Annotated in this window: 11 protein-coding genes and 1 pseudogene; 6 read left to right on the forward strand and 6 right to left on the reverse strand. The window is 61.0% G+C overall.

What is annotated here, in order from left to right; translation table 11 throughout:
- Positions 1 to 85: 85 nt before the first annotated feature.
- Positions 86 to 931 carry a class I SAM-dependent methyltransferase gene (locus ACODSP_RS26540; RefSeq protein ID WP_488968524.1) on the reverse strand — a complete coding sequence of 282 codons (846 nt, stop codon included), beginning with the start codon at positions 929 to 931 and terminating at the stop codon, positions 86 to 88.
- Between the two features lie 196 nt (positions 932 to 1,127).
- Between ACODSP_RS26540 and ACODSP_RS26545 the strand changes: the two are divergent.
- Positions 1,128 to 1,297, forward strand: a pseudogene (locus ACODSP_RS26545) (transposase); the annotation flags it as partial.
- Positions 1,298 to 1,598: 301 nt separating this feature from the next.
- Here ACODSP_RS26545 and ACODSP_RS26550 read toward each other — a convergent pair.
- From ACODSP_RS26550 to ACODSP_RS26565, 4 genes are all read right to left on the reverse strand, one after another.
- Complete coding sequence (locus tag ACODSP_RS26550; protein ID WP_488968525.1) at positions 1,599 to 2,180, reverse strand: D-sedoheptulose-7-phosphate isomerase; 582 nt, start codon at positions 2,178 to 2,180, stop codon at positions 1,599 to 1,601.
- Between the two features lie 49 nt (positions 2,181 to 2,229).
- Positions 2,230 to 2,760: an FAD-dependent oxidoreductase gene (locus ACODSP_RS26555; protein WP_488968526.1), complete on the reverse strand. Its 531-nt coding sequence runs from the start codon at positions 2,758 to 2,760 to the stop codon at positions 2,230 to 2,232.
- 455 nt (positions 2,761 to 3,215) lie between these two features.
- Positions 3,216 to 4,889, reverse strand: a complete 1,674-nt coding sequence (locus ACODSP_RS26560; protein WP_488968527.1) for a tetratricopeptide repeat protein — start codon at positions 4,887 to 4,889, stop codon at positions 3,216 to 3,218.
- 32 nt (positions 4,890 to 4,921) lie between these two features.
- On the reverse strand, positions 4,922 to 6,169 hold the full coding sequence (locus ACODSP_RS26565) for a glycosyltransferase (RefSeq protein WP_488968528.1): 1,248 nt from the start codon (positions 6,167 to 6,169) through the stop codon (positions 4,922 to 4,924).
- A gap of 146 nt (positions 6,170 to 6,315) precedes the next feature.
- Between ACODSP_RS26565 and ACODSP_RS26570 the strand changes: the two genes are divergently transcribed.
- The 4 genes from ACODSP_RS26570 to ACODSP_RS26585 all read left to right on the forward strand — a co-directional run bounded on the left by ACODSP_RS26570 (position 6,316) and on the right by ACODSP_RS26585 (position 12,880).
- The gene (locus ACODSP_RS26570; protein ID WP_488968529.1) at positions 6,316 to 8,082 is read left to right on the forward strand and encodes a class I SAM-dependent methyltransferase; all 1,767 of its coding nucleotides are present in this window, start codon (positions 6,316 to 6,318) and stop codon (positions 8,080 to 8,082) included.
- 174 nt (positions 8,083 to 8,256) lie between these two features.
- Positions 8,257 to 9,159, forward strand: a complete 903-nt coding sequence (locus ACODSP_RS26575) for a calcium-binding protein (protein ID WP_488968530.1) — start codon at positions 8,257 to 8,259, stop codon at positions 9,157 to 9,159.
- A gap of 90 nt (positions 9,160 to 9,249) precedes the next feature.
- Positions 9,250 to 10,044: a hypothetical protein gene (locus ACODSP_RS26580; RefSeq protein WP_488968531.1), complete on the forward strand. Its 795-nt coding sequence runs from the start codon at positions 9,250 to 9,252 to the stop codon at positions 10,042 to 10,044.
- A 49-nt stretch (positions 10,045 to 10,093) separates the two neighbouring features.
- Positions 10,094 to 12,880, forward strand: a complete 2,787-nt coding sequence (locus ACODSP_RS26585) for a glycosyltransferase (RefSeq protein WP_488968532.1) — start codon at positions 10,094 to 10,096, stop codon at positions 12,878 to 12,880.
- 122 nt (positions 12,881 to 13,002) lie between these two features.
- Here ACODSP_RS26585 and ACODSP_RS26590 read toward each other — a convergent pair whose 3' ends face one another.
- Positions 13,003 to 14,025: a rhamnan synthesis F family protein gene (locus ACODSP_RS26590; protein WP_488968533.1), complete on the reverse strand. Its 1,023-nt coding sequence runs from the start codon at positions 14,023 to 14,025 to the stop codon at positions 13,003 to 13,005.
- A gap of 230 nt (positions 14,026 to 14,255) precedes the next feature.
- Here ACODSP_RS26590 and ACODSP_RS26595 point away from each other — a divergent pair, with 230 nt between their 5' ends.
- Positions 14,256 to 15,116 (forward strand): ABC transporter permease, encoded by an 861-nt coding sequence (locus ACODSP_RS26595; RefSeq protein ID WP_488968534.1) that lies wholly within the window; start codon positions 14,256 to 14,258, stop codon positions 15,114 to 15,116.
- Positions 15,117 to 15,120 lie beyond the last annotated feature (4 nt).

Consider the following 15,120-nt stretch of genomic DNA (forward strand, 5'->3'; position numbering starts at 1 on the left):
CTGCTACGCAGCTCTGGAAACTAAAGCCCTGGCCGCGTAACTATTGAATTCCAGCTTCCGGCAAACCCGGGGCGATTCACCTAAATCACTTAACAGCTAAGAACTGTAGTTGCGGCGTAAAATAACAAAACTCGTTAGACCATCCAAAAATGCCAAAAGCATCACGAAACCCTATGCCTTTAAGATTTTCTAAAATCTCCCAACCAAAATGTTGGTAGCATAAAATTCCCTCGCTATTCCCAATGGGATCGCCATGGTACTCCGGCTCTAGCAGGTGCGTAATTTCCCCGGATTCTCCGACCGTGGCTCGGATTAAATTTTTATGAGAACTAGAATTAAATGGAACACTAAACAACAGCCTACCCCCTTTTTTTAATACCCGAAAGCACTCTTGAAATGCCTTATAAAAATTTGGTATGTGCTCAAACACATCATAACTTAATAAAGCATCGAAAGATTCATCTGCGAATGTTAAGGAAGTGGCATCCTCATTTCTAATGTTCAAACTATTTGTATAACCAAGAGGCACAGCATCACCCAGATACTCGCTTCCCAATAAGTTTACATAGGATTTATCAAGAAAACGAAAAAGGGGCGTCACTTGCTCCATGATGTATATACTAGAATTGGAGTTTAAGTTAAGAAAACTATTAATCAAGTGAATTGAAAATCTAACCCTATTATTAAATCCAGACTCGGGGCAAACCAATCTTTCTCTCCAATTCACATTAGGAAAGCCCGGTGAGTGTTGAAAATCACAGAGAAATTCCACTTGCTTATTAGCTATATTGGAGTATCCATTTACATAGAAGAACTTCTCAGTATCTGGAATTTTTCCATTAATATATTGAATGTGCGCTTCAATTTTATCTCGCTCTATTGCCACAAGATCATTGAATTCATTGATATTTCGAACGAAATAGAATTTCATTTCGACTTCCTCAGACAGGCGGAATTTTTATTGACGGCGTTTTTCAGTGCCTAAGCGACGGGGTAGAATCTAAGAACTTCTAAAGATTATATCCTTAGAGGGCCCCTACCATCAATCTTAGAGTCTTCTCTGATTGGGTTGTTTGAACCGCACCGGGATTGTCGGCGGTTCCCACTCCTGAGAGGATGGGATTAGCATGAGCAAGACAACGAACAAATTTTCAGCCGAGGTCCGCGATCAGGCTGTTCGGCTGGTCCTGGACCACGAGCAGGATGACACATCGTGATGACGGCGGTGTCGTCGGTGGAATCCAAGATTGGCTGTTCAGCGCATACGCTGAACGAGTGGATCTCGACAACGACCATTTCACCCAGCACATCATGGCCGAAATGGCCTGGAGCCGGATGCTCCGGCGGCAGGTCGGACCAGACGTCCCAGCCATAGCTGAAAGCCGGTCGGACCTCGTCAGCGCCCAAGGCCGCCGCCAATGAGTCCCCGTCATCCAGCCGGAGCCGCTGGTTGGCCAGTATACAGACATGCCAGCCACGTCTTGACGCTGCCTGAGCCACGGAACGGGAATATTCAAAATAATGCCCCCCTTTGAACGACAGCGAATGATCGACAATGATCAACTGCCGTCCCGGGGTTCTATCTGCGGCCCCGACCTTCATTCCAAGGGGGCCATGGCATTTTCTACCAGTTCGCAGATCATGTGACCAACGGCGATATGCATTTCCTGGATACGGGCCGTCATGGTGGACGGGACGGGCAGCCAAAGATCGCTGAGAGAGGCCATCGCCCCTTCCTTGGCGCCGGTCAGGCCAATGGTGCGGATACCCATCCCGCGGGCCACATTCATGGCGTCAACAACATTGGCGCTGTTGCCGCTGGTCGATAGGCCGACCAGCACATCCCCTGCCCGACCCACACCGCGCAACTGCCGTGAGAAGACGTCACGGTAACCGTAATCATTGCCGATCGCCGTCAGGGCCGAAGTGTCGACGGTCAGGGCCAGTGCGGCCAGCGGGGCCCGGTCACGCATGAAACGGCCCATCAGTTCAGCCGCTAGATGCTGGCTGTCAGCGGCCGAGCCGCCATTGCCGCAGAACATTACCTTGCCGCCGCCGCGTAAGGATTCGACCATCAGACCGGCAGCCAGCACAACCTTATCCGACAAGCCCTGGAGCTTCGTGAAGTTCTCTGCAATTTGAGCGAAGGTTTCGTTGACAAGATTCAAGTCATTCGACATAGGTTTTCTACTTTCCGGCGGTTCGTCGAAAACTCTTGGCCGTTTCCAACTACTCCGTAAGCTGTAAACTATCGACCACCCGTTGTGCAATGGCGAGGGAGGAGGTCAATCCTGGGGACTCTATCCCGAACAGGTTCACCAGACCCTGGACACCATGATCCTCCTGCGTCTGGATCAGGAAATCGGCTTGCTTCTCCCCCTGACCCGACAATTTGGGACGGATACCGCAATAGGCAGGGACCAGCGACCCGTCCGGCAGGCCAGGCCAGTAAAGCCGGATACGTGCATAAAAGGCATCAGCACGGCGAGGATCGACCCGATAGTCAAACGGCCCGTCTTCCAGCCATTCCACGTCAGGGCCGAAACACCCCTGTCCGGCCATATCCAAGATCAGATGCACGCCCAGTCCTCCATCCTCGGGGATCGGATAGATGAGACGGCTGAAGGGTTCGGCCATGCCCTGCAGGGCGGAATATGGACGGATCGTAACCGGAAAGGGTAGCTGCGACAGTCCAGGCATCCAGACCCGCCGCATAGACCAGTTCACGGCAAGGCAACACCATCGGCTCCCGTCCGCCATTGAATAATAAAGCCATCATCGATTCTTTGCGTGACCAGGAACGGCGTCTCACGCACCAGCACAACTCACCGTTCCTCCACCTCACCCAGCAGTGAAACAATGAAAGCATGGCTGTCGATGATACCCGTACTCGGCGACAGCAGACGTGGCACACAGTGAAGGGCGGCTCTAGCTTCAGCGCCTCGCTTGCATCCAGCAGCCGCAGATCATTGACGCAATTGGCTAGCCCCTGCGCATGCAGGTCATGCCGAGCCTCTCCCGCCCCTCCAGGCACAGCGCATGGGCCGAGCCGCTGAGATAGTCCAGACCAGCTTGTATCACGTCGGAATTGCGCGAGCTGATACCCTCGCCGAAATGCCTGCCAGCCTCCAGAATCAGGACTTCGCGACAGCTGCGCGGGCAATGGCGAAACCGATGACACCCGCCCCGATTACAACACAATCAATTCGGTCCATTTACCCCTCGCTGCACACCACCTGCGTTGAAGAGGCCGTTAGGGGCCGCTCCGCAATCATCTCCCTGACATAGCGGCCCATCAGATCATTTTCGGGCACAAACTTCTGCAACAGCCACAGCGCCCCTTCTGCATCCTGATCAAGGCGCCATTTCAACTCCGCCAGGACAGTCGCCGTCTCCGATGTTGTGACATGGTCTGATGCCTGCATCCTCGTCCGCCATTTCTCCAGTGCCGGGCGGTCGTCAGGTCGATGCTTCAGCAGCATGCGGACCAGATTGACCTGCGCTATATGATGCTCCTGTTCCGCAGCGGCTGTGAACAGTTCAATGGCGCGGTCAGGGTCTTCAGGAACTTCTTGGCCCTGCGCATAGGCATAACCCATCCGGTACTGGCCCGATGCACTGCCCAGTTCGGCAGCGGCAGTATAGAAGGACAGCGCGGCCGGCCGGTCCTGTGGCACACCGATGCCGTTATAGAGCAGGGCACCGTAATTATAGGCGGCGTCGGGATGTTGCTGCTCGGCGGCCTTCAGCAGGTGCTGGGCCGCGACCGCCTGGTCGACAGGCACCCCCTGCCCCAACAGATGGCACAGGCCCAGTTGGAAACGGGCTTCAGGATCATCATCCGCCACCTCCTCGAAATAGGCGATGGCACGATCATGATCGACCAGCACACCCTTGCCGGTCAGGTGGGCCTTGCCCAAGGCTGTCTTGGCCCGCGCATGCCCGGCATCGGACGCCGTCACATACCACAGGATGGCTTCCGCCTGATTGGCGATCATAGCCTTGCCGTTGGCATGCATATCGGCCAGCAGCACCATGCTTTCCTTGTCACCCTTGATCGCGGCACGGCGTAGCCAGGTCTCGGCCGGCGCCATATCCACGGGCATCCCCCCCAAACCGCGCAGATGGATCAGGCCCAGGACACGCATGGCGCCGATGATGCCCCCATCCGCCGCACGCAGCAGCCAGCGTTGGGCCTCCTTTGAATCCGCCGTTACACCGGTTCCCCATAGCAGGCAACCACCCAGATGATAGAAGGCGGTTTTGTTTCCCTGCTCCGCAGCCTGACGGTAAAGCTGGAAAGCATCCTCCGGGCCCTGGCCGGGGACTTCCCCGGCGCTGATCAGGCCCGCCAACCCGATCATGGCGGCGGAGCTGCCCTGAGCGACCGCCCGGCCATACCATTCGATGGCCCCGGCAACATCCCGCGTCCCTTCATCCTCATCCAGGCTCAACAGCCAGGCCAGCAGCACCTGTGCTTCCACATGCTCCTGTTCAGCTGCTTTCCTGGCCCAATGGCGGGCTTTTTCCCTATCCCGCAGAACAGGCAGTGACTGTCTGCCTTTGCCAGTCACGTTCGTTTCAGGAATGCCAACCGCATAGGCCGCAGCCAGCCGGGCCTGTGCCAGAGGACGGCCCGCAAGTGCCGCCTGCTCATACCAGCGCAAGGCCGCCCCCGGATCGGGCAGCGTCCCCTGCCCCCGCCAAAGGGCCTCCGCCAGCGCCAATTGACAATCCGCATCCCCCGTCTGGGCCGCTTCATGCCAGATGGAAACCGCCTTTGACAGTTTCGCGCGGGCAGCGGCGCGACAGCCCCGCTGGTGCGGGGTGCCAAACAGCCGGTCGGACAGCCGGCGCCAGGGGGTATGCGAGGCAGGGGGGGGCATCATTCGGTGCACTTCCAGACAGACAGGCTTTTGATCTAACCCGGCGGCGAGACGTACGGAAGCCCGAACTCCCGATGTAGCATGTCCAGCCAGGCCGGCAATGCCACCCGGTCGCGGTCATAAAGATCGATCACGGTCTGCCGGGCAGCGGCCCGCATTGCCTGCCGCCGCTCCGCCGGCATATCCAACGCCATGCCCAGGCCGGCAGCCACCGCAGCCGGGTCATGGAACGGCACCAGGATGCCGTTCCCCCCATGCGCCACCACTTCCGTCACGGGGGCGGTATCAGACGCGACAAGGCTGACCCCGCAGGCCATGGCCTCCAGCATCGACCAGCTGAGCACGAACGGGTAGGTCAGATAGAGATGGGCCGCCGAGAGGCGCATGAGGTTGATGAAATCCGGGTGTGGGATGGTGCCCAGGAAATGGACACGGTCCAGCGGCAGCTGGTCTCCAACCTCGGCCAGAAGCTTTTCACGCCAGCTTCCTTCCCCCTCCGGTGGGGTTCCATAGGAAACCCCATCCCCGCCGGCGATCGCCAGATGCAGGTCGGGCCGGCCCCGCAGCAGGTCCACCGCCGCCCGCATCAGGATCGGAAAGCCGCGATAGGGTTCCAGATCGCGGGCAACATAGGTGACGAGCGGCATGCCCGGTTCCAGATGCCTGCCATCCGGCAGGATGTGGGGGTGGGGCTGGCCGGGGCTGGCCGTGACCGTGTCGATCCCGTCATGGATGAGGGCCAGCTTCTGGCGCAGGATCGGCGGATGCAGGTCGCGCTGCCAGCGGGTGGGGCTGACCCCCCGGTCGACCGCCGCCAGCCCCAGCAGATGGTGGGCATTCAGGCTGCGCACACGCGCCAGATGATACAGGGTGACCGGCGCGGGCGGGTCGAACCCGACATCCGCGCCCACCCCATGGTAATAGAATTCGAAATAGCCGATCAGCGGCACATCGGGCCACAGATCCTTGAGATACAGGATCTCCCCCCAGCCATTATGGCCGATCACCAGATCGGGCCGGTACCCCGTCCGGGACAGCAACGCACACTGGGCCAGCACAGTCTGGCCCCGTCCCATCGCCTGGTCGGCCCGGACCAGATAGGGGTGCGGGCGACTGTCGGCGGGACTATCCACACTGTAGCGGTGCAGCGTCACACCCGGCAGTTCCCGCACGGGATCACTGGCCATCGCATCGACCTGCACACCGGGAAGACGGGCCAGATATTGGGCAAGGTGCAGAAACTGACCTGGGAAATCCTTGTGCAGAAACAGAACCTTGTACATAGCTTATCCATCCGGGTCCGGCGGCGCCCCGCAAAGTGGCGCACCCATGATGATGCAGCAAGACAATTGGGTTGCATGGTCAGACTGTGCCCATATGCTGCGCCAAACCCCTGATCACCCGATCCCATAAGACGCGGAGTAGACCCTTGCAGTTCATCTGGCCGGACAATGCCATCGAAGCCGTCCCCGGAACCTGCCCGGTCTGCACCCATGACGGCGTGCATGAACTGGTACTGGTGCTGCCCGGTGCCGGTCCGCGGGGTGAGGATTGGCGGATCGTGGAATGCCCGGCCTGTACCTCCCGCTTCTCCACCGACCGCGCTGGGGCCGACTACCGGGGGGACGAGGCACCCGATGTCACCTTCGTCCACTATTACATGGAACAGGGGGCGGGCCTGCGTTCCATGCTGGAACCGCTGGGGTTCATGGAGCCGGGCCAGGGCCGCATGCTGGAGATCGGGGGCGGTTTCGGCTTTCCCAGCGATTATGTCCAGACCGTACTGGGCTGGACCGCCAAGGGCTATGATCCGTCGGGCATGGCCGTGCTGGGCCGGGACTATCTGGGCCTGGATATCACCCGCGATTACTGGACCAGCGACACCCCCCTGACAGAGCCGTTCGATGTCGCCTACGCGTCAGAGGTGATCGAGCATATCCCCGAACCGGCCCCCTTCCTGGCCGCCATGCGCCATGCCGTGGGGGATAAGGGCATCGTGGCGCTGACCACCCCGAATGGCGCCGCCCTCAATCCCGGTACGACGCCGGGCATGCTGATCCCCATTGCCAGTCCGGGGCTGCATCTGACCCTGTTCAGTGCCAAGGGGCTTGAGATGGCGCTGTCTGAAGCCGGGTTTGCCAATGTGCGGGTGGAGGTGCATGGCACCGCCCTGCGGGCCCTGGCCGCCAACATCCCCCTGCCACCGCCGCGCCATCTGGATGATGAACGCTATATCGACTATCTGCGCCGGCGCATCGCGACACCGGACATGGTGGCGCCCCTGCTGTCGGGCCTGCGGTACCGGCTTTTGAAGGAACTGGTGAATGCCGGGCGCAATGATGAGGCCCTGGCGCTCTACGCAGAAATAGCCGTTTCCATGCGTCTCCGATTCGGCATCGATATCGAAAAGCCGGAGGGGTTACCGGTTCCGGATGCCGGGATCGATGGGCGGGGATGGTTGGCCCTGCTGCCGGGGAACATCACGGGCCTGCTCTATTTCCGTGCCGTCCTGGCCAATAATGCAGAGGCTGATGCACGGGCCGCCGCCCTTTATGCGGGTCAGGCGGCCCTGATCGGGGCCTCGCTGCGGCGTGCGATCCGTCCCCTGGGCATCGAGGATGGCGAAACAGAGTTGCTGTCCATGGCGGCCATCCGGCTGCATCTGACGGCGTCCATCGGCATCGGGGGCAATGCCGCACCGCTGTTGACGATGATCGAACGGGGCGACGACGACGATGGTTTGCTGCTGCCGGTCCCGTTCAGACAGGCACTGCGCCAGGCGGTCATCGATGATCTGCGGGCGACACGGCATCCCAATATCCTCTGGCAGGGACTGCTGCCCCAGGAACTGGGGACGCCGGACGAACTGGCGCTGCTGCACCGCACAATACAGGGGGGCATCCCGCTTTCCATCACCCCCGCCTTCGCCGCGATCGAGGCGGCAGGGGATGCAGCTTCGGCGCGCGCCGCCTTCTGGTCGATCTGGACCACCCCCCGTGCGGATGAGGCGCCAGCCACGATCAGCCACGCGCGAAAGTTGACACTGATTCGGCTTGTTCTGCTTGGCGCGCATAGCGAAGCAGGTCTGTTGTTCACTGCCTGGGGAGATCCATCCCTTGCTGAGGACGCCTCCGTGGCCACGGCGCTGTCCATCGTGGCGGCGGCAACCCAAGCCTGCGCGCCAATTTTGCCATGACCCGTCAAGGTCATAGTCCATATGGCATATGTGCTGCGCCTGCTAAGCGCCTTGCTCCTTCACGCTGAGAATGCTACAAATTAGAAGACTTTCTATCCTTGATGGTCGGGCAACTTTTTGCTCGGAAGTTTCGTTCCGGATAACCGGATTTGAGAGATAAGACGGGGGTTGGTGATGGCGACGTTGGCTGGTGGCAGTACGGTTGCTACGATAGGTTTGACCGTAACGGAAAACACGACTGTCAGCACCATCTTGGCGGAGCAATTTTCGTCCGTCACAGAGGCGGAGCAGGTGACGATTGCACTGAATGCCCTTAACTTGATCTCGACGCCGGTTCTGGTCGGTACCTTCGAGGCGACCTCCGTTCAGAATGAAACGGTCACCACGACGACCTCCGGTGGCGTGGCCGTCGTGAATTCTGACAATAGCGGCTCTGGCACCAGTAACAGCATTACCAACTTGGTGGTTGATAGCGGTGTTGGCGGCCTCATCCTCGGCGGTACCGGCAACGCCAGCACGTTGACCGGCGTCATCCTCAGCGATACCTCCGCCACCAGCCTGATCGTCGGCAATGCCGGATCGTCGATCATTAATGCCAACTTCTCCACGAAGAACCTGACGATTGTTGCCGGTGCCGGCAATGACACGATCGTCACCGGCACCGGCAATGATAGGGTCGGCATTGGTGAGGTCGGTATCGTCAACGCCGGTGGCGGTGCGGACACCCTGATTGGCGGTTCCGGCTCGGCGACCCTGGGTGGTGGCGCCGGTGCGGACAGCATCGTGGCCGGTACCGGCGGCAGCATGCTGATCGGTGAGGTGGGCGACGACACGATGATCGGCGGCGCCGGCAACGATGTCTTCATCTATCGCTCCGGTGATGGCTCTGACGTGATCAACGGCTTTAATCCGGCCTCCGATACACTGGCCCTGTTGGTCACTGGCGTGAACCTGTTGGACGTGGTTTCCCGTGCGACCGTGTCGGGTGGCAACACCATCATCACCATGGCCGATGGTTCCACCATTACGCTTGCCGGTGTGACGGGGATCAATGTCAACTGGTTCGCGATCAAGTAACGATATTTGATGAGATGATGTTGGAAATGGCGGACAATTGTCCGCCATTTCTTTTTGTTATCGTCACATGCGTTTCAGCAGACGTAGGGCATGATGGACATGTCGATCACCAATAGTCTGACGCCGGTCCAAAGCCGTGATTCCAGCACCGACCGTTTCCGGTCCTCGGCACAGATACTCCCCCTGCCTGAGGGGCTTTATCTGGTTTGCGTGAAACCAACGGGCCAGCCGCTTCGCATCGTGAATGGCGTTGGGTTTCCGGCGGTACAGATTTCCTCGGTTCCGCAGCCGGGCACCCTGACGCCTTCCTTCCTGACAAAGGGGGAACTGGCACCCGTGGTCTGGTTGAGCGGTATGGACGAAGCCGTCATCACCGTTCCGGCCGGTTCTGCCCCCCTGCTGGTCACCAATTATCTCTATGGGCCGGAATTGCAGAAATGCCCGGACCTGGAGATCAAGCGGCTGAACCGTGTAACCACAGCCCCGGCAGTGGGGCTGAGTGTTCATGTCCATATCCAGCAGCAGGGCGAGCGGCATTTCAACGCCGGCGAATGGGCTGCCTCGGACGAGCCTTTCTGGATCGAGGCGCTGCGGGTGGAGGTGACCCCGGCTGTCGGTCAGCTGCTGCAATATCATGTGCCGGGTGCCAGTTCGTCTGACGGGAATTGGACCCCTGCCCCCGGTCGTCTGGGCAATCCGGGGGGGGCTCCCCTGGCCGGGATCGCCTTCCGGCTGCTGCCTCCTCTGGCGAATACCCACCGTGTGGTCTATGCGGCCCGGTTCCTGCGCCATGGAGAGATGACGGGTACCGATGGTGAGCCCTGCCGGTCGCCACAGGCGCAGGACCCGATGATCGCCCTTCGGGTTGCCATTGTCCCCCGTTGACGGTCCCCAGGTTTCCCCCGATCCGGCTTCCGCCCCATCAAGCCGGACCTTGTTACGCTCACGCCTTATCAAGGCTTTAACGGATCGGGAGCAGGATCTGGCCATTCTGCTGGCCATCCGTCTGGCGCGGATGGAGCCGCCGCATCCTGATGACCTGACCGTTGCCGCTACGGCCTGGGTCATCCGGCGTGATATGGAACAGGCGAAGCGCCTGCTGCTTGAAGCCCTGCGGATTGATCCCTATCACGCCATGGCCGCAAAGGCCCTGGCCGCGCGCAGCACGCCGATACCCGCCGAAGCGCTGCTGGCCCTGCGGTGGCATGCCGAAACCAATCCGGAGGCGGCACAGGCCCTCATTACCCATGCACTGTCCACCGGCCAGCCTCTGGCCTATGTGACGGGCCGGCGCATCCATTGCGTCCTGCCGCCGGGCGCCTGGGAGCTTTCCCTGCGCTGGCGGCAATTGACGCTGACCCAATCCAGGCTGGATGCATCTGATCAACCGAGGCTTACGGCCCTGGCGATCCCGGATGGCCTGCGGGGGATCGTCGATCCGGTGGTGGTGGTGAACGGAACGGACCTGTCCTCCGGCCCGATTGCCGCTTCATGGCTGTCGGCCCCCCGCCTGACCTCCATCATCCAACCCGGCAGTACCGCCCGCTGGCCCGCCCGCCGGCCCGCCTGCTGGATGGTGCAGGCTGCCGACCTTGCCTGCCCCTCCCGTCCCGTTTCCCTGCTGCTGCGCGACGGAAACCGCGTCCTTTCCCGGCATGTCACCACCCCGCCCCCATCCTCGACCTGTCCCCAGGATGTCCCTGCCCTGGAGATTGATCTCCCCGCCGACGCCACTTGTCCGGGCCTGTTCTTCGAACTGACCGGGGAACCGCTCACCGTTCCCGGCGTCGCCGGCCCTGATGACGGAATTGTCGATGTCGTGGTGCCGGTGCATGGCGACCTTGAGGCGACAAAGGCCTGTTTCAACGCCCTGTTGACCCGTTCCCCCGGCACTGCCATGCGGATTCTGGCCATCGATGATGCCAGTCCGGACGAACGGATCAGCAGGCTTCTGGATGGGCTGGCCGCCGCCGGGAAGATTGCCCTGATCCGCAATCCGGGCAATCTGGGCTTCGTGCGGTCGGTCAATATCGGCATGGCCCAGCATCCGGGGCGGGATGTCGTCCTGCTGAACGCCGATACCCTGGTCAGCGACGGCTGGCTTGGCCGTCTGCGCGCCACCGCCCACCGGGATGCGGACACAGGCACCGTCACGCCCTGGTCGAATGACGCCACCATCTGTTCCTATCCGGCGGCCAATGCGCCGACCGCCCTGGCAAGCGTCGATATCGATGCGCTGAACCGGCTGGCGGGCCAACATCTGGCCGGGCAGACGCTGGACATTCCGACGGCAGTCGGCTTCTGCATGTATATAAGGCGGGACTGTCTGGCGCGGGTCGGCTGGTTTGACGCCGATGCCTTCGGCACCGGCTATGGCGAGGAGAATGATTTCTGCTTGCGGGCCGCCACCGCCGGCTGGCGGCACCGTATGGCCCTGGATCTGTTCGTCGGCCATGTCGGCAGCGCTTCCTTCACCACGGCCAAACAGGCCCGGATCGACGCTGCCCTGGCCGTCCTGGAACAGCGCTATCCAGGATATCAGGCTGATATCCACAGCTTCATCGCCGCCGATCCCCTGCGCCCGGCACGCCGGCGGCTGGATCTGGCGCAACTGGAGAGGCAGGGGTCCCGGCGCCCGGCGCTGATCATCTGTGCGCAGTTGGGCGGGGGAACGGATCGCTTTATCGACCGGCTGGTTGAGAACAGGGGCAATGGCGGGCAGGATGTACTGATCCTGCGGCCTGAGCCGCCGGAGGCCGGGCGTCCGACGCTGCGGCTGGAGGCCCCGGATGCGCCGCATCTGACCAATCTGATTTATGATGCCGGGACGGAACTGGACGATCTGCGGGCCGATCTGGTGCGTCTGGGCGTGGCCGGTGCTGAACTGCATCATCCGGCACAGCTGTCGGGCGATCTATTGTCACGGCTGGCCGGCTGGTTCCCCTACCGGGTCCATATCCATGACTATGGCTGGATATGCCCCCGCATCAACCTGCTGGACGGCGATTGGAACTATTGCGGAGAGCCGGAGACGGCCCAATGCGAGGTTTGCGTCGCAACGCATGGCGATCTGTTGGGCATCGACCGCTCGGTGACCGCCTGGCGCGACCTGACACGGCAGATATTACAGGGTGCCCAGACCGTCGGCTGCTCCAGTCACGATGCAGCCAACCGCATGCGGCGCTATGTGCCGGCGGCCCGCTTCCAGGTGGCACCCGCCGAGACAGCCCGGCGTGCCCCCCCTTCCCCGGCCCTGGCGATCCGGCAGCCGGGAGAGGCGCTGCGTATCGTGGTCCCCGGCGCTATCGGACCGCCCAAGGGCTATGGATTGCTGCTGGATTGCGCGCGCGATGCGGCGGAACGGGGCCTGCCGCTGCTGTTCCTGGTCCTGGGCTACAGCATGGATGATGATGCGCTGGCCGATACGGGCCGGGTCTTCATCACGGGCCAGTACCGGGAAGAAGAGGTTCCCGCACTCCTGACGGAACTGCGCCCGCATGCGGCCCTGCTGCCGTCTGTCTGGCCGGAGACCTGGTGCTATGCGCTGAGCCATGTGATGGCGGCTGGCCTGCCCGTGGCGGCCTTTGACATGGGGGCCCAGGCGGAAAGGCTGCGCATGGGCACCGGTGGCCTGCTACTGCCGGCAGGCCTGCCGGCGAAGGCCGTCAATGATGCGCTGCTGGCGGCCTTCCCGCCTTATACCATCGGCTTGAAAGAGTGACCGATGGTCAGTCTTTCAAGCCCTTCAATCGCCAGCGCCCACATCTGTGGGCTCGGCTACGCCGCACGTGCGGCGCGGCGGCAGCGCCGCCGGGAGCGGTTTCCGGTTAACCGGAAACCGCTCTAATAAACCCGGTTGCGCATCGAATATTCCAGATGCTTCACGATCAGGCGCGAATCATAGGATGACACATCCTTCAGCAAGGTTTCCCAATGCTGCAGATAGGGGATGCCAATGGGATTGCGCTGAAGAAGGTCGCGTTTAATGAAGGGGCAGCGGCTTGTCACCAGCAGTTCGTCCCAGAAGAAATGCGTCTGGTTCAGGGCCACACCCTCACGCAGGAAGCGTCCGATCATCTCCAGATAGCGATAGCGGACGGGATCGTCCTTGGGGTCGGTCTCCTCCAGATAGGTCTCGATCGGACCGGAGACGCGGGCGACCATGGCCCGATAGGGATAGAGGGCCTGACACCGCAGACCATATTTCATCAGGTACTGCGTCAGCCCGATCTCCCCGAAACGGACCACCCATTCCTTGCGCCGGTAATAGGGCAGCCAGCGCCAGAACCGGCGGAAGGCCGGGTCCCGGAGGGCCTGGGGATGGAACAGCAGGAAATAGCTCTGCAGGTGGAAAAGGCGCGACCAGCAGTCGGTGATGCCCCAGACATCCGCTTCCGCAGGGTCGGCATTGCCGATGATCTCCCCCAGATCCTGCAGAGGGCCGTAGATGCTGTCATTGGTGACCAGCAGCATTTCCAGGCTGGTCACATCGGGGATCTGGGCGATGCCATCCTTGAAGGCACCGAAATCATAGCCGACATTGGAACGCCAGAGAGTCCGCGCCACCAGGGGCGTCAAACGCTCCACGCTGGCGGCGGGAAAGCGGGGTGAATTGCTGGTAAAGACGATGGTGAAACCAGCACGCCGCAATTCGCTCAGATAATGCAGGACATAATCATGGATGACACCGCGCTTGTCGAAGTGATTGAAAACCACCACCCGCTTTGCGCCGGCCAGAACATCCTCTCCATCCCACTTGCGGCGGATGTAGTTTGGCCGAAAAACATAAAACACATAGGCACGGATGAAATCGAGCAGATCGACCATCTCCTCGTAAAGCCATCTTATCTTATTTCGGAGTCTCATGGTTATTCTATCTGAATTAGGCTTGTCGCCATTACTTGAGCTTCTGATAACCGAGGGAGGGTTACCACATAAGGAGTTGATTTAGTATACGGGTTTCGTACCGGCTGACCAAACAAAACCAACCTTGCCGGCACCGAACATGGCAGACAGGGTTTCGATCAACATTTGAGGCTGGCACCCATTGCGATATATCTGCGGTCCGAACCTCGAAAATGAGAAGTATGTTCGTCATGTCAGATCGCCAACCGGAAACGGTCGCGGCCCGTACCGACCGGTTTGAGGAATTCCGGGCCGATGGATCACCCTCCCTCGCCCTGGCATTCGCCGATATCGGACGCGGTCTGGCCTGCTGGCGCATCTGGCTGACCCTGGCCGCCAGCGATATCCGCCAGAAATACCGGGGCTCGCTGCTGGGTCCCCTCTGGGTGACGATCAGCATGCTGGCCTTCACCGTGGGCATCGGTGTCGTTTATGCCAACCTGTTCAATGTCGATGTCCATGCCTTCCTGCCGCATGTCGCCGTCGGCATGGTGGCCTGGACCCTGATCACGGGCCTGATCAATGAAAGCTGCACGGCCCTGATAGAGGCCGAGGGCTATCTGAAACAGATCCGCCTGCCCCTGACCCTGTTCGTCTGCCGGGTCGTTGCCCGCAATCTGCTGGTGCTGCTGCACCATGCCCTGATCGTCGTGGCGGTCCTGCTGTGGTTTGGCGTGCCGGTCTCGCTTCTGGATGTGGGGCTGGCCTTGCTGGCCCTGGTGCTGCTGGCCCTGTCCGGCTATGGCTGGGGCCTGGCGCTGGCCTGCATCTGCATGCGGTTCCGCGATGTATCGCAGATCGTGGCCACCATCATCACGGGCGCCTTCTTCATCACGCCGGTCCTGTGGAAGGGCAGCTTCCTGGCGGTCGGGCATCCGGCCCTGCTGTTGAACCCGTTCTATTATCTGCTGGAAATCCTGCGCCAGCCGCTGACCACCGGCCATAGCGATCCCATGCACTGGCTGGTATCGGGGCTGATCGCACTCACCGGCCTGATGGCAGGGCTGCTGACCTTCCGGGCGGCCCGCCCCCGCATCACTTACTGGACGTGACCCG

The sequence above is a fragment of the Niveispirillum sp. FG156 genome (assembly GCF_057809555.1).